Annotated in this window: 17 protein-coding genes; 12 read left to right on the forward strand and 5 right to left on the reverse strand. The window is 63.6% G+C overall.

Going from position 1 to position 15,016, the window contains the following annotated elements; all coding sequences use genetic code 11:
• Positions 1-227 precede the first annotated feature (227 nt).
• Both QMG25_RS04520 and purH read right to left on the reverse strand, forming a co-directional pair.
• Complete coding sequence (locus tag QMG25_RS04520) at positions 228-350, reverse strand: hypothetical protein (protein WP_283457636.1); 123 nt, start codon at positions 348-350, stop codon at positions 228-230.
• A gap of 104 nt (positions 351-454) precedes the next feature.
• Entirely contained in the window at positions 455-2,128 is a 1,674-nt protein-coding gene (gene purH / locus QMG25_RS04525) for a bifunctional phosphoribosylaminoimidazolecarboxamide formyltransferase/IMP cyclohydrolase (RefSeq protein WP_283457638.1), read from the reverse strand.
• A 76-nt stretch (positions 2,129-2,204) separates the two neighbouring features.
• Here purH and QMG25_RS04530 point away from each other — a divergent pair, with 76 nt between their 5' ends.
• The 8 genes from QMG25_RS04530 to QMG25_RS04565 all read left to right on the forward strand — a co-directional run bounded on the left by QMG25_RS04530 (position 2,205) and on the right by QMG25_RS04565 (position 9,449).
• Positions 2,205-3,764 carry a glycoside hydrolase family 3 protein gene (locus QMG25_RS04530; protein WP_283457640.1) on the forward strand — a complete coding sequence of 520 codons (1,560 nt, stop codon included), beginning with the start codon at positions 2,205-2,207 and terminating at the stop codon, positions 3,762-3,764.
• Positions 3,761-4,702, forward strand: coding sequence for an N-acetylmuramic acid 6-phosphate etherase (murQ, locus tag QMG25_RS04535; RefSeq protein ID WP_283457643.1), 942 nt, complete (start codon positions 3,761-3,763; stop codon positions 4,700-4,702). Before QMG25_RS04530 ends, murQ begins: the two co-directional genes overlap by 4 nt.
• A 23-nt stretch (positions 4,703-4,725) precedes the next feature.
• Complete coding sequence (locus tag QMG25_RS04540; RefSeq protein WP_283457645.1) at positions 4,726-5,844, forward strand: serine hydrolase domain-containing protein; 1,119 nt, start codon at positions 4,726-4,728, stop codon at positions 5,842-5,844.
• Positions 5,841-7,193 (forward strand): MFS transporter, encoded by a 1,353-nt coding sequence (locus QMG25_RS04545; RefSeq protein ID WP_283457929.1) that lies wholly within the window; start codon positions 5,841-5,843, stop codon positions 7,191-7,193. Before QMG25_RS04540 ends, QMG25_RS04545 begins: the two co-directional genes overlap by 4 nt.
• A 210-nt stretch (positions 7,194-7,403) precedes the next feature.
• Positions 7,404-7,652 carry a hypothetical protein gene (locus tag QMG25_RS04550; RefSeq protein WP_283457647.1) on the forward strand — a complete coding sequence of 83 codons (249 nt, stop codon included), beginning with the start codon at positions 7,404-7,406 and terminating at the stop codon, positions 7,650-7,652.
• A gap of 106 nt (positions 7,653-7,758) precedes the next feature.
• Positions 7,759-8,349 (forward strand): hypothetical protein, encoded by a 591-nt coding sequence (locus tag QMG25_RS04555; protein WP_283457649.1) that lies wholly within the window; start codon positions 7,759-7,761, stop codon positions 8,347-8,349.
• 87 nt (positions 8,350-8,436) lie between these two features.
• Positions 8,437-8,739, forward strand: coding sequence for a hypothetical protein (locus tag QMG25_RS04560; protein ID WP_283457650.1), 303 nt, complete (start codon positions 8,437-8,439; stop codon positions 8,737-8,739).
• A 77-nt stretch (positions 8,740-8,816) separates the two neighbouring features.
• A complete protein-coding gene (locus QMG25_RS04565; RefSeq protein ID WP_283457652.1) occupies positions 8,817-9,449 on the forward strand; it encodes a DedA family protein in 633 nt (210 codons plus the stop codon).
• On the opposite strand, the gene purN is transcribed toward QMG25_RS04565, so the two are convergent.
• From purN to QMG25_RS04580, 3 genes are all read right to left on the reverse strand, one after another.
• Positions 9,446-10,027 carry a phosphoribosylglycinamide formyltransferase gene (purN, locus tag QMG25_RS04570; RefSeq protein WP_283457654.1) on the reverse strand — a complete coding sequence of 194 codons (582 nt, stop codon included), beginning with the start codon at positions 10,025-10,027 and terminating at the stop codon, positions 9,446-9,448. The genes QMG25_RS04565 and purN overlap by 4 nt on opposite strands.
• Positions 10,028-10,061: 34 nt before the next feature.
• Positions 10,062-11,384: a cell division protein PerM gene (locus tag QMG25_RS04575; protein ID WP_283457656.1), complete on the reverse strand. Its 1,323-nt coding sequence runs from the start codon at positions 11,382-11,384 to the stop codon at positions 10,062-10,064.
• Positions 11,385-11,582: 198 nt separating this feature from the next.
• Complete coding sequence (locus tag QMG25_RS04580; RefSeq protein WP_038467205.1) at positions 11,583-11,786, reverse strand: cold-shock protein; 204 nt, start codon at positions 11,784-11,786, stop codon at positions 11,583-11,585.
• 490 nt (positions 11,787-12,276) lie between these two features.
• Here QMG25_RS04580 and QMG25_RS04585 point away from each other — a divergent pair, with 490 nt between their 5' ends.
• The 4 genes from QMG25_RS04585 to QMG25_RS04600 all read left to right on the forward strand — a co-directional run bounded on the left by QMG25_RS04585 (position 12,277) and on the right by QMG25_RS04600 (position 14,962).
• Positions 12,277-12,771: a hypothetical protein gene (locus QMG25_RS04585; RefSeq protein WP_283457688.1), complete on the forward strand. Its 495-nt coding sequence runs from the start codon at positions 12,277-12,279 to the stop codon at positions 12,769-12,771.
• Between the two features lie 157 nt (positions 12,772-12,928).
• On the forward strand, positions 12,929-13,654 hold the full coding sequence (locus QMG25_RS04590) for a DsbA family protein (RefSeq protein WP_283457690.1): 726 nt from the start codon (positions 12,929-12,931) through the stop codon (positions 13,652-13,654).
• A 2-nt stretch (positions 13,655-13,656) separates the two neighbouring features.
• Complete coding sequence (locus tag QMG25_RS04595; protein WP_283457692.1) at positions 13,657-14,496, forward strand: cytochrome c biogenesis CcdA family protein; 840 nt, start codon at positions 13,657-13,659, stop codon at positions 14,494-14,496.
• A 1-nt stretch (position 14,497) separates the two neighbouring features.
• The gene (locus QMG25_RS04600) at positions 14,498-14,962 is read left to right on the forward strand and encodes a hypothetical protein (RefSeq protein ID WP_283457694.1); all 465 of its coding nucleotides are present in this window, start codon (positions 14,498-14,500) and stop codon (positions 14,960-14,962) included.
• Positions 14,963-15,016: the final 54 nt, after the last annotated feature.

Here is a 15,016-nt window from a genome sequence, read left to right on the forward strand (position 1 = left end):
CACCCACCCCGCCCCACCATGCCCCACCCGCCCGTTTTGGACGTTTTCTTTATTAACTCTCTCGAGGTTGGGGGGGCGCTCCAATGTTGGTCAGGGGGCCGGCCCGGGGCCCCCGCCACAAAAACACTTATAAAGACAGGCGTTTTAAAAGGCGAGGGGGGCGGGGGGCTTTGGCCCCGACGGCCCCCGCCCCGACGTCGTATTTTTCCGGCTCAGCTCGTTTTGGCTCAGCGCTGGCGCATCTTTACAACAATGCCCACCAGCAGCGCCAGAAACGCTGCCGCGGCAATACCCGTGATCAGGTTCGCGGCAACATAGGGCGCCGCCAACCAGTCAAACAAATCAGTCACAATCCACTCCCATTTTGTTGGACCCGCAGGAGGGCTTGGGTGGGCCCACAGCCGCGAGGGCCCCGCCCCGAGCTTGCGACCCGAAATTGGGGAGGAAGTGGGGCCTAGTGGAAGAAGTGGCGGGCGCCGGTGAAGTACATGGTGATTCCTGCGGCGTTGGCTGCGGCAATCACTTCTTCATCACGGACGGATCCGCCGGGCTGAACCACGGCGCGGACACCGGCGTCGAGCAGGATCTGCAGGCCGTCGGCGAACGGGAAGAACGCGTCGGAGGACGCCACGGCACCCCGTGAACGCTGTTCCGAAACGGCACCTTCGGGAGCGCCAGAAGCGCCGCCGGCTGCGTCAACATCGGATTCCACGGCCACGCCGAGCGTGTTGGCACGTTCCACGGCCAGCTTGCAGGAGTCCACACGGTTGACCTGGCCCATGCCAATGCCCACTGCGGCGCCGTTGTTGGCGAGCAGGATGGCGTTGGACTTCGCTGCGCGGACGGCGGTCCAGGCGAAGGCGAGGTCGGACAGGGTGGCGTCGTCGGCCGGGGCGCCTGCGGCGAGGGTCCAGTTGGCGGGGTTGTCGCCGTCGGCGTCGACCTTGTCTGACATCTGCACCAGCATGCCGCCGGAAACCTGGCGGACTTCTGCCGGGTAGCGGCCGTAGCCCTCGGGCAGGGACAGCAGGCGGATGTTCTTCTTCTTCGAGAGGATTTCCACCGCTTCGGGCTCAAAGTCCGGGGCGATGACAACTTCGGTGAAGATCCCTGCCACGGTGCGGGCCATGCCGGCGGTGACGGTACGGTTCGCCGCGATGACGCCGCCGAATGCCGAAAGCGGGTCGCAGGCGTGGGCCTTCGCGTGGGCGTCGGCGATGGGATCTGCCGCGTCCGGGGAGGCCACGGCCACACCGCACGGGTTGGCATGCTTGATGACGGCGACGGCCGGGCCGGCGAAGTCGAAGGCAGCACGCAAGGCGGCATCGGCGTCGACAAAGTTGTTGTAGCTCATGGCCTTGCCGTGGAGCTGGTCCGCCTGGGCAATGCCCGACGGCGCACCCTTGTCCACGTACAGCGCTGCCTGCTGGTGGGGGTTTTCTCCGTAACGGAGCACCTCTGAGCGTTCCAGCGAGTAGCCCGCGTAGGACGGCCAGTCGATGAGACCGTCGCCGTCCTCGTCCAGGAACTGGGCGGCGGTCCAGGCTGCCACCGCGTTGTCGTAGGAGGCAGTGTGGGCGAAGGCTGCTGCGGCGAGGCGCTGGCGGGCGCCCAATTCGAAGCCGCCGGCCTGCGCTGCTGCAATGACGGCACCGTATTTGGCAGGGTCCACCACCACGGCCACCGAGGGGTGGTTCTTGGCGGCCGCACGGACCATGGAGGGCCCGCCAATGTCGATCTGCTCAACGACGGCGTCCTGTCCGGCACCGGATTTCACGGTGTCCACGAACGGGTACAGGTTCACGACCACCAGGTCGAAGGGCTCGACGTGCATTTCTTCGAGCTGGTGCACATGGTCGGGCAGGCGGCGGTCAGCCAGGATCCCGGCATGGATGAGCGGGTGGAGGGTCTTGACGCGGCCGTCCAGGCACTCGGGGAATCCTGTCAGCGTGGACACTTCGGTTACGGGAACACCGGCGGCAGCAATTTTGGCTGCCGTTGAGCCGGTGGAAACAATGGCGACACCGGCGGCGTGCAGGCCCATGGCCAGCTCCTCCAACCCGGATTTGTCGTAGACCGAGATCAAGGCCCGGCGGATGGGAACACGGTTAAGAGGAACGCTTGTCACAGAAATTCTCCGTAGGGTGGATCGACGATGGCGACATATAGAGTTTAGGCCACTTCCCGCCGGTAGGATTTCCCTTATGACTTCACGTGAGCTGGACCACGCAGCGTCCCTGGCTGAAACCATTGCACCCAACCTCCCCGCAGAACTTCCCCGACTGATCAATTCGGTCATCCTTCCCGGCTTTATTGGTACGACTGTGCCACAGTGGTTGGCGACGGCCCTCGACAACGGGCTGGCCGGCGTCGTGTACTTTGGCCACAATATTGACCCCGATGCCCCGGAACAGGTGGCGGCCCTGTCCGCCGCCATTCACGCGGCCAACCCGAGCGCCGTCATCGCCGTGGACGAGGAAGGCGGAAATGTCACCCGCCTGCAGTCCCGCGACGGCTCCACCCTTCCCGGTGCTGCCGCCCTGGGCGCGTTGGATGACTTGACGACGACGGCTGCCGCGGGCCGGGCGATAGGTCGCCTGTGCCGGGACGCCGGCATCAACTTGACCATTGCCCCGGTGGCGGATGTCAACACCAACCCGTTGAACCCCGTCATCGGCGTGCGGGCCTTTGGCGCCGACACCACCCTTGTCAGCGCCCACACCGCCGCTGCCGTCACCGGCATCCAACGCGAGCGGGTGGCCGCCTGCGCCAAGCACTTCCCCGGGCATGGGGACACCGTGGCCGACTCGCACATGGACACGGCGCGCGTGGACCTCACCATGGAGCAGATGAGGCAGTTCCACCTGCCCCCTTTCAAGGCTGCTGCAGATGCCGGCGTTGCCTCCATGATGAGCGCGCACATCATCATTTCCGAACTCGGCGAGGTTCCCGCCACCTTGAACCCGGCCGCCGGCGCACTTTTGCGCGAGCTGGGTTTTGAAGGTGTGTTGATCACCGACGCGCTTGACATGGCCGCCGTGCGCGCCACGGTGGGTCCCGGCGAGGGCGGCGTGCTGGCACTGCTGGCCGGCAACGACCTGCTGTGCGTCGGCAACCCGCAGAACGCCTACACCACGGGTCGGGACGACGAGTCCTGCTACACCGAGGTGTACGATGCCCTGCTCGCCGCCGCCACTTCCGGCCGCCTGCCGGAGGAGACGCTGCGCCGTGCCGCCGCCCGCGTCCAAGCACTGGCGCAGTGGTGCGCCGGCGAACCCGACGACGCCGCCGCGGATGCCATCGACTGGGCGGACGTGGCTGCCCGCGCCTGCCGCCTGGACTCGCTGGGCGAAGGCTCCGCTGTTTCACTGCCGGTGCTCACGGGGACGGGCCGGGTGACGCTGATCGATTCCCGCACAGGCCACAACATGGCAGCTGGCCCCACCAAGAATTTCCTCGCCACGGCGCTGTCCAGCTACGCGGTGACCGAAGCCAACGCTGCCGAGCTTTCCGGCGCAGAGCTGGAAATCCTCGTCACGCAGTCGCAGGGTGCAGTGCTGGTCATCGCCGATTCACTGGACTCCCCCGAGCAACAGGAAACGCTTGAGCTCGTGCTTTCCGCGGCGCCCGGCGCCGTGTGCATCAATGCCGGTTTAGCCCCCGAACATCCCTGCGCCGTCGCCACCATCCACTGCCACGGGTTCAACAGGGTTGGCGCCCAAGCAGTCGTTTCATTGCTGGAACAAGAGCAGGGAGCGCCATGACCACCGCAGAAGCACGCGGCATCGATGCGGTCCGCTCCGAAATCGGTGCGCTTGTCACCGAGTCGACCAACCCCCGGTACCCGGATTTGGCGGCACTGGGCACTTCCGAGCTCGTCGCTGGAATGAACAGCGAAGACTCCCTGGTTCCGGCCGCGATTGGCAGACAGCTTCCCGTCATCTCCGCCATCATCGATGAGATTGCCACCCGCATGCGCCAGGGCGGCCGGCTCATTTACGTCGGCGCCGGGACACCGGGCCGGCTGGGCGTGCTGGATGCCAGCGAGTGCCCGCCCACTTTTGGCACCGACCCCTCATTGGTGGTCGGTGTCATTGCCGGGGGCCGGACAGCCGTGAACCAGGCGGTGGAAAACGCCGAGGACAGCGAAGAAGCCGGGGTCGCAGACATGGCCGCCTTGGATTTGGGCCCCACGGATTCGGTGGTGGGCCTGGCAGCCTCGGGCCGCACCCCGTATGTGGTCGCCGCAGTGAAGGCCGCCCGCGCGCAGGGCGCCTACACGGTGGGCTTTGCCTGCAACAACAACTCGGTCCTGGGCGCCGCGGCGGACACGGCACTGGAAATCGAGGTGGGCCCGGAAATCCTTAGCGGGTCCACGCGGTTGAAATCCGGAACCTGCCAGAAACTGGTGTTGAACATGATCAGCACCATCAGCATGGTCCGGCTGGGCAAGACCTACAAAAACGTCATGGTTGACCTCCGCGCCACCAACGCCAAGCTGCATGCCCGCAGCGAGCGCACGCTCATGCGCGCCACCGGCTGCGACGCCGCCACGGCCACCTCGGCGTTGACCGCAGCCGACGGCCACGTCAAGTCCGCGATCCTGTCCATCATGACGGGCCTGCCTGCCTCCCAGGCGACGGAATTGCTGGCCGCCAACGACGGTTTCCTGCCTGCAGCCATCGCCGCCGGCACCCTGTAGAAGTACGACGCCGGAGCCCTCCCATGCCTGCCACCCACCAAGAACTCGAAAAAGAAATACAAAGCCTGCTCGACCAGTGCGTGGGCGACGGGGTTGCACCCGCCGCCAGCTGCGCCGTCGCGCTCGGCCGTGATTGGCTGCCGGAAATAAGTGCCGGGAAGGCCTCGGCACAGAGCTTCTTCGATCTGGCCTCCGTCACCAAACTTTTCAGCACCGTCACGGCGCTGGCCCTGGTGGATACCGGCACCCTGGAACTGGATGCGCCCATCAGCACCCAGCTGTCCGCCTACCGCGACGGGCCGAAGTCTGCCGTGACGCTGCGGCACCTGCTCACGCACACCTCCGGGCTGCCCGCGCAGTGGTTCGGTTGGCGGACCGCCCTGTCGGAGGGACGCGGCTTCAACCGGGAAGCACTCCTTGCGGACTTGCTGTCCACGAAGCTGGAGGCAGTTCCGGGAACGCGCTTTGAGTACTCGTGCACCGGATTCAACACCATCATGGCGGTGGCCGAACACGTGACGGGCACGGCTTGGGCGCAACTCGTGCAGGAGCACCTGCTGGATGCACTGCCCACCACCGGCATCACCGGCGCTCCGCCGCTGGAATTGTGCTCCCCCACTGAATTTCAGCCCCTGTTGGGCCGCGGCCTGGTCCAGGGCGTGGTCCACGACGAAGCGGCGTGGTCGCTGGGCGGATTGAGCGGCAACGCCGGCATGTTCGCCACAGCCGCCGGGTTGCGCGTCTTTGGCGTGGCGCTTCTCAACGGCCTGCCCGGCATCCTCTCCCCCGGGCTGGCTGCGGAGATGTGGCGCAGCCAGCTTCCCGAGGTGCTGGGCAGCCATTTCAGTCCTGACAACCCCGAATTCGGCCACGGACTGGGCGTGCGCATCAACCAGCAGCCATGGATGGGAACGCTCGGCACGCGGGCCCGCGGACATGGAGGATTTACCGGCACGGCGCTGCTGGTGGACAAAAGCCGGGACGCCGTCGTGGTCCTGCTCAGCAACCGGGTGAGCCCCAGCCGGGACGGCAATGACGCAACAGAACTGCGCAAGGCGGTGTCCGACGTCGTGCTGGCTGCGGCCACGAGCAACGCCGCGGAAGAAGCTGCGCCGTGCCCACAACAGCGGAAGGCACCATGAGCGTCCCCGCGGCAGTGTTGACGGGCGACCGTGTGGTCCAGGAGCTGCCGTGGCGTTGGCGGGTGCAGGGCAGTATTTTCCTCATAGGCGGGCTCGGCTTCATGTTCGATGCCTGGGACGTGACGCTGAACGGTTTCCTCATCCCCCTGCTGTCGAAGGAATGGGGTTTGAGCCCGGGCCAGGCAGCGTGGATTGGGACGGCGAATTTGATCGGCATGGCCGTGGGCGCGTTTGCCTGGGGGTCCATTGCCGACATCATTGGGCGCAAAAAGGCGTTCACCCTGACGCTGCTGATTTTTGCCGCGTTCACGGTGTTGGGCGCCGTGTCCAATGAGATTGTGCTGTTTTGTGTTTTCCGCTTTATGGCCGGTTTTGGCCTGGGCGGCTGTATCCCGGTGGACTACGCGCTGGTGGGCGAGTTCACCCCGCGCAAGCACAGGGGGCGGGTGCTGACGGCGATGGATGCTTGGTGGCCCATTGGCGCGTCGTTGTGCGGGGTGGTCTCGGCGGTGTTGATGGCCAGCTTTGGCAACTGGCGCTACTTGATGCTTGTCATGGTGCTGCCTGCGCTGCTGGTGTTTTGGGTGCGCGTGGGGGTGCCGGAGTCGCCGCTGTTCCTGGTAAAAGCGGGCCGACCCGCCGAGGCGAAGGCCGTCATTGACAAGCTCATTGAACGCACGGGAGCCACGGTGGGGCCCTGGGTCCTGCCCGATCCGGCGGATGCCCCGCGCTTGTCGCTGGGCAAGGTCACCGACCAGCTGGCCGGGCTGTGGCGCTTCAATTGGCGCATCACGGGTGTTGCGTGGTCTTTGTTCCTGACCATTCTGCTCGTGTACTACGGGGCGCTGACGTGGATGCCTTCCATTTTGGTGGCCACCGGCTACGCCGAGAACAAGGCATTCATGGCCACGGCCTCCATGACGGCGATTGGCCTGGTGGGCGTCATCGCCGCGGCCCTGCTCGTGGAGCGGGTGGGACGCAAGTGGATCCTGGCCGTCACCGGGCCGCTGGCCGCACTCTCGCTGGTGATCTTTGCCTTGGTGCTGGATGCCCCTGTTGCTGCCCAAGTATGGCTTTTGGTGTTTGGCTTCGTCATCCAGGTGGCCATCCCCGTGCTCTACACCTATGTCTCCGAGTTGTACCCGACGCATCTGCGGGCCACCGGTTTTGGCTGGGCGTCCACGGTTTCGCGGGTGGGTGCCGGGTTGGTGCCACTGATCTTCGGCTCCCTGCTGTGGCCCGTTTTGGGTCTTCCGCTGACTTTTGGCCTCACCGGCGGGTTGGTGCTGCTGGCCGTGGTTTGGATGGCATTCGCCGCGCCGGAAACGAAGGGCGCCGCGCTTGACTGACTTTGGCGGAGGCAGGGGTTGCGGCGGCGACGGGACAACTAACCGCACCGGTGTCATCACCGACCCGCTCGTGCCGGAGGCCTGAAATGACTTCAATTCCAGCGATCCCGAGAAGTCGGCCCAAGACGCCATGCGCGGCCGCGGGCTTCAGGGTGAAGGATTCACACTGGCCATGTTGACGTCCCGAACCCCCTCCATGACAACATTCTGGTGGAGACTCCCCTTCCCGACGGCAACCTGGCCAACAGGGACCAGCGCTGGGAATACATCACTGAAGACACCTATCCTGCGTACATGGATTTGGCCAACGACCCGGACCGCTTGCAGGACATTGTTGAGCAACAAGTGAGCGATCAGGGATACCAAGACGCAGTGGACTCCAACCGAATTCTTAACCGAATGGATTCCATCAGCGACCAGATAGTCTTCGGAGATGGGAATCCGTTCGATGGGAAATAACCGCCGCCATGGCCCGTTGCTGGTGTTGGCCCTGCTCCTGGCGCTGGCCCTGGCCTCATGTTCCCTACCATTCCAAACGCAACCCAGCACCACAGAGGAGACTTCCGTGGGTACCAGCACATCCATGATGGACAAGGCCGGGATCAAGAAGATCAAGGCCGACGGCGGGGGCCGCTTCGACCTGAGCGCCACCTCCGTGCCACAAGAGTCGGTGGGGCTGGCCCCCCATGCGAATGACGTCGCCTACCTTGCCACGGACATTGACAAGCCAGTGAAGATCACCCTCGAGCTTCCCCATGACACACTGACCGTGAAGACCAGCGACTTCAAAATGTCCACCTATTCAACCAGCCCCTTCGTCGACACCGTCACGTGGTTTGAGCCAGTGGACGGACTCGATGCCTTGGATGCCGCCGTTGCCGCGGCGAATGAACATTTTGGCTTTTCACACACTAACTTGGCTGCGTGGGAGGCCAAGGATTTCATGTCTGCAGGAAGCAAGGGCCAACAGAGCCTGGGCATGGGAGTAAAGAACGGCACCGCCGTGTACCTGTTGGTCTATTGGAAGAAGGACTCCCCCGCTCAGGTTCTGCAGTTCTCCGCCTTGATAGCCCCGGGCTATTACAAGCCTGAAGTTCAGGCAGAAATTGCCGAGTACGGCCGGGCACCCATCGGTTTCGATGCGGATGGGGAATAGACGCCCTCCCCCACGGTTCCGCCACATCCACCGTATAGCCTGTCTTGTACAGAGATGTGCACCCTTGCACGAATTTGAGGAGAAACCATGAGCGCTCTGCTTCCCACTGTTTTTGCCACCGCCGGCCTGCTCGGCGGATACACTGCCGCCCGTGCCACGGGGAACCGCCAGCTGGGCGGTGCCGTGCTTGCCGCAGCCGGGGCAGCAGCTTTTGCGAGCTGGAAGAAAAACGCCGGGACCGGCAGGGCGACGGTGTTGACCGCCACCTATGTGCTGGCTTTTGGCGTCTCGCACCCGTTGGCCAAAAAGATGGGGGCACTGCCTGCGGTGTACACCATCACGGCTGCCACGGCGCTGGCCTCGCTCTGCTTTGGCGGCAAGCGCGGCTAATGTATCCCGCCCGACTCGATAGAATGAATGTGGCGGCCCGTCTGGTTGCTGCCGCATTGATATAGAGAAGGGCATGCATGGAACTCGCCGCCGACGCTACAGGCTTCCTCTCCAGCTTCTGGATATACGTCGTCGGAGCAGGTTTCGTCGCATTTTCAGCATTGCTTCCGCCTGTTCCCAGCACCACCGTCTTCGTCGCCTTGGGCGCACTTGCCGGGATCGACGGTGGCCCCAACGCGGGCTTCTTGGTGCTCGCCATGCTGGCAGGTGCCGTAGCGGGGGACCTGGCCACGTACGGGCTCATGCGGCTCTTTGGCCAAACACGCTGGGGATCGACGCGCGGTCCCAGACGCCAGCGGGCCGTTGACGCCGGCACCCGCAGGCTGCGGCAACGGCCATACATGTTCATGCTGACCTCGCGCTTCATCCCACTGGGCAGGCTGTCCGCGAACATGGCCGCGACCATTGCCGGATACCCGCTGCGCGCCTTCTTGGTGTTTTCATTGGTTTCCGGCAGCATTTGGTCTCTTTATTCAGTGGGCATTGGGATCCTGACCCAATTCTGGCCCAACGTCTCCACGCAGGTGGCAGTGCTGATTGCGATCGTCGCCTCCATTGTGTTGGGCTGGCTCGTTGGCAAAGTCTCCACGTGGCTGCTGGACAGGAAAAACTCAAGGGAACATCCAGCAGCGGTACTTCCGGAAAGTTAGGCCTGCACTGAATCCCAGCGCCCGGCCAGGTCCGCCAAGACCTTGATGAGCAGCTCCCGTTCGGCCACTTTGATGCGCCCGTGCAGTGAATCTTCCGTATCTTCTGGAAAGACTTCCACAGGCGTCTGCGCGATGATGGGCCCGGTGTCCACGCCCGCATCGGCGAAATGAACGGTGCATCCGGTGACCTTGACCCCGTAGGCCATGGCGTCACGAACCCCGTGCGCGCCCGGGAATGAGGGCAGGAGCGCTGGATGGGTGTTGACGTAGCGGCCCTCGAAAGCGTCGATGAAACCGGGAGCAACGATGCGCATGAATCCGCTGGAGACAACGTAGTCGGGCGCGTAGGACGCCACCTTTCGCAGCAGCGCGGCGTCCCAATCCGTGCGGGTGGAGAAGTCCTTGAAGTTCACCTCAAATGTCTCCAGACCGGCATCGGCCGACCGCTGGACTCCGTAGGTGCCGGGCCTGTCGGCTCCCACCGCGGCGATTTCCACGGGCAGGCTGCCCTTGGCAACGGCGTCAATGACGGCCTGCAGATTTGAACCGGTTCCGGAGACTAAGACAACTATGCGCATGCGACCAATTTTAGGGCCAAGGGGCGGGTTGGCCCTATTCGGCGGCTTCGCTGCGGCTTCGCATCAGCGGCAGGGTGGTCCCGTCGCCTTCGAGCCACGGCGCCACCAACCCACCGATCATGACGCCGACGGCGACTTCGGCACCAATCCACAGCGCCGCCGAAACCGGGTCGGGGCCAAGATCCGTCAAGCGTCCAATCCCCGCCGAGCCGTGCGAGAGGAAAAAGAGGAAGCTGGAGAAGAGTGCGGCCACCACCCCTGTCACGGCGCCAAGGAAGATCGTTGACAAAGGCAGCGACAACCAGCGTTGCCTGATCTTCAACGACAACCATTCGTCAAAGTGGTTTTCGCCAGCCCGCACAAACCACCAACCACCCAGAACACCGGCAGCGACGGGAATCAGCAGCGCCACAAAGCCCCAGCCAAGCTCGCCGACGGGAAGTGCGGCCAAGAGCGGGATGGGAGGAACTGGTGCCACCGACGTGCCCAGCGGTGAAACGCTTGAGCCAACGCCAAGGGAGAAACCATCCCCGCCGGTCCAGGCCAGCGTCCAAAATGCCATGTTGGGCATGTAGGCCAATTGGGCCAGTGTCAGGGCCGCCCCGCCCGTGGCGCCGGCGTGCAGGCCCTGGTAGACGGCGATGATGTCATTCCAGCGTCCAATCACGTTGGCGGCCAGCAGCAACGCCGAGACCGAGACGGCCGAAACTACGGCGATAAAGCCTGATGTGACAACCGTCCACACATAGGACCCCGCCCAGCGCTGGTCTTGGCTTGTCCTGGAAATCCAGTCGGCGGCGCTGATGCCGATGAGCCGGCTCCACGAGCCCGCTTCAAGCCGTGAACCTGTGATGAGTCCGGCAGCTGCAGGAATGACGGGAAACAGCACGCTGGCCAGCAGCGGTGCCTTGACGTCTGCAGTGCTGCACACGAATCCCGTGGCCAGCCCGGCCGCCGCATAGACCGCAAGGGCACCAAACAGCGGCTGCCACAATTGGTCCGTGTAGGAGGCCCGTGCCAGGCGTCTGCCCGAACGCCATGAAAGGAAGAACGGGATGAGGAGAAGTCCCAGCGGGATCAGGCTGAAGGTGCCGGTCTGCATGGTGGCCGCGTCCGGACCGCTGCTCAACGTGAGGTTGAGCGGGACGCCATGGCCAACGAGCCAAATCTGTCCTGCGAACTGTGCAACAACTGAGAGGTTCTTTTCGGCGAAGCCGCCGGCGAACCAGGTGGCTGCCAAGGGAACAACCACTATCAAAGCCGAAATGACGAACATTTGGGCAGCCTCGAAGGCCCCCTGCAGCCCTAGCGGCATGGGAATCCCGTCGCGCTGGCGCTTGGCCACTTTGCTGTTCATCGACTCCCATGGTGCCACATGACGGGCCCCACATCCGTGAACGGCGCCGGTGGACTTTCCCACATAATGCTGCGAAAGCCACATTTAGCTACAAACAGGACGTTAAACACAAACAGGGCCCGGGATAAATCCCGAGCCCTGCCTGTTCAAGCCGCTAGGCCTAAAGAATGCGCGGTTGCCCGCACGGTTTCTTTAGAATTAGATAGCCTGGATGTTGACTGCCTGAGGACCCTTCGGACCCTGCTCAACATCGAAGGAAACCTTCTGGTTCTCTTCGAGGGAGCGGTAGCCTGAGGAGTTGATCGCGGAGTAGTGCGCGAAAACATCCTGGGACTGGTCATCGGGTGAGATGAAGCCGAAGCCCTTTTCAGCGTTGAACCACTTGACGGTACCTGTTGCCATTATTTCTGTTTCCTTCTGAAGTTGGAGATTCCGCCCGACCTTCGGGCCTCCGTTTACGGTGTAAGTCCGCTTCTCCAGAAAAGCGACGTCTCCCCAAGGGGCGGCATCGCTTCAACTACAAAAAACGCAACACTACAACTACGTCTCAGTATACATGCCCACGACTCCAGTGCCACTTATTACTGAGAGGTGCGTCACTTTAATTCCCGCGGCGCACGCCTAATCCGCAAAGAACGTTGAGTTTCCGGGGATTCGTGCCGATTCAATGCGACACGTCACTCATTGCCGCATTGTTGCTTCGCGGGCATGTCGGGCAAAAAGTCCGGATGTTACGCAACGGACGACGCCGAACCCACCTCCCAGCCGCCTGCCGCGAACGCTTGTGGTTCAGTTTGCGGACGCACCGTTTCAGCCAAGGCGCTGCCGTATAGTGGGTGGAATATGCCGGGACGACGCCCTGGATGACAACAACACCAAGAGGTGAGGCCGAATGCAACGCATCAATGCCCTCCCCCGTGTTGCCGCCCACGCCCTCATTCTTGCTTTCGCTGCGTTCATGCTGCTGGCCATTGGCTCCACCGGCGCCCAAGCCTCCCCCAATGGGCAAGTCGCATCGATTGGCGCTTCCGCGTTCAATGACACCGTGTTGCACGATGACAACGCACAGAACGTTGACGCCGCGCTAAACGATGGCCCGGCACTGAACACTTCAGCCGGGATGACCGCAGACACCGTCCGGGGCACCGCCGCGAAGTCGTCCGCCGGCGTCTCCGGCCAAGTGTTGACGTCCTGCACCCCTGGAAGGGACAAGGTTCGGGTGGAATCCAACGCCGTTGCTCCCGCCCAGGCCCAGTTGCAGCACTCTCCCGGCAATGACTGCACCGGGCTTTTCGCTCCCGTCCATCCGGGGATCGCAGCGGACCAGCTCTCGGGCAGGACCCCTGCAGCATTGACACATCTGGACCTTGGGATCGTGCGGACGTAGACACAGGCACGCCTGCACCCCACCGAAGGCGAAGAGCCAAAGGCGGGTGCCCGGCGTCGAACGTGTCCTTGTATATACGCATGGTGCGCCGTGGCCGGTCCGTCATTGAGACGGGACCGCCGATGTGACGAGCCTGCACAATCTTGAAAGTTCCCCCATGAATACGAAGAAAACCAGGAACCTCATCCTGACGCTGGTACTGGGTGTCGTGGTCGTTTTAACAGTGATGTTTGTTGGCGCAGCCGCCCAGGAGAAGCGCGTAAACGAAGCGAATGCCCCGGCATCCGGGGGCCAAGCCCCAGCAGGCTCCGACCAGCCTGCCGCCGCGGAACTGAATTTGGAGCGGCGCACCGCCGACGATCCCGTGGCCTTGGGAGCCGTGGACGCGCCGGTCGTCATGATCGAATACTCGGACTACAACTGCCCCTTCTGCGGCGCCTACGCCCGCAAGACCCAGCCTGAAATCGTCAAGAAGTACGTTGACACCGGCCAGTTGCGGATCGAGTGGCGGGACCTTCCAGTGTTGGGAGAAGCCTCGATGAACGCGGCCGTGGCCGCCCGTGCCGCAGGTGAGCAGGGACTGTTCTGGGAGTTCAACGAAGCGCTCTATGCGTCCGCCCCCGAAAAGGGCAAGGCCGACCTGTCCGAGAAGGCACTGCTGGCCTTTGCCGAGCAGATCGGCGTTCCAGACATGGCACAGTTTGCCCAGGACATGTTGAGCCCCGAGCTGGAGGCCAAGGTCCAGGCAGACCTGTCCGAGGGAACCCAGCTGGGGCTGAACAGCACACCCACCTTTGTCATCAACAACCAGGCCATTCCCGGAGCGCAACCGATGGATGTTTTCACCCAGGTCATTGACGAAGCGCTGGCAAAGGCCAAGTAGCGATGGACATTGGATACACGGGGGCGTTCCTTGGCGGAATGCTGACCCTTTTGAGCCCGTGCTCGGTCATGTTGTTGCCCGCTTTCTTTGCCTACGCATTTGCCAGTCCCGGCAAATTGATGGGCCGCACTGTCCTGTTTTACGCCGGGTTGCTCACCACTTTGGTGCCCTTGGGATTGCTGGCCGGTTTCCTCGGGTCCCTGGTGATGCAAAACCGGGGCTGGCTGATTACGGTGGCGGCCGCCGTGGTGATTGTCATTGGGATCCTGCAGATCATCGGCGTGGAATTCACCGGGCTGAGCCGCGGTTCCGGCGCCGACGGGACGTCGGCCGTCTCCGTTTTTGTGCTGGGTTCGGTCTACGGCGTGGCCGGAGTGTGCGCGGGCCCCATCTTGGGTTCCGTGCTTGCGGTGGCCGCTGCGGGCGGGAATCCGCTCTACGGCGGGATCATGCTGGCAATTTTTGCGCTGGGCATGGCGCTGCCGCTGGGGATCATGTCACTGCTGTGGACTCGGTTGCGGCTGGGCGAGCGGTCCTGGCTGAAGCCGCGCCGCTTCCGGTTGGGCCCGTGGGAGAATTCCGTGTGGATGGTGGTTTCCGGCGTGCTCTCGATTGGCATTGGCGTGCTTTTGCTGGCCACGCAGGGCACCTCTTCGCTGGGCGGCTTGCTCACCATTGACGCCCAATATGCTGCGGAATCGTGGGTTGTTGCCATGTCGGCCAAGGCCTCGAACTTGGTGTTCGGACTGGTTGCACTGGCTGTGCTGCTGGCGGTGGGCGGGCTGTACCTGTGGCGCACCCACCGGGCGGAACGCGAACGCAGCACCACGGAAGGGGGCTGATTTGCTCACCATTGCTGGCAATCTGCGCCAATGGCCAGGGCGCCGTTGGGTGGCAGGAACAGCTGCGGCCGTGCTGATCTTTGTGGTGGTTGCCATTCCAACCGCCTTGATCCCCAATATGTTCTTCACCCGCGAGATCCCGCCCACCTGGTGGTCCTACACCGCGCTGGGTATCAGCTCGTTGTTGACGGGACTGCTGGTGGCAACCTACGTGGCCTCCCCCATAGCCCGTACGGGAAACACCAACAAGTCCGGAATTGTCGCGTCGCTCTTGACGTTCTTTGCCGTCGGCTGCCCTGTGTGCAACAAACTGGTGCTGCTGGCATTGGGCACGACTGGTGCCATGACGTTTTTTGAGCCTGTGCAGCCCCTGCTGGCAGTGATCTCCATTGGCCTGCTGGTGTGGGCACTGCTGCGCCGGGTTTCCCAGGAAAATGCCTGCCGGGTGGCGCCGGTGGCTTCCTAGCCCGTCTCTCCGGTCCGTACCCCATTCGTACTGCAGCTCCTGCGAGTGCCCCGA

Origin of the sequence: Arthrobacter sp. H35-D1 (genome assembly GCF_030063185.1) — a bacterium.
Taxonomy (GTDB): Bacteria; Actinomycetota; Actinomycetes; order Actinomycetales; family Micrococcaceae; genus Specibacter.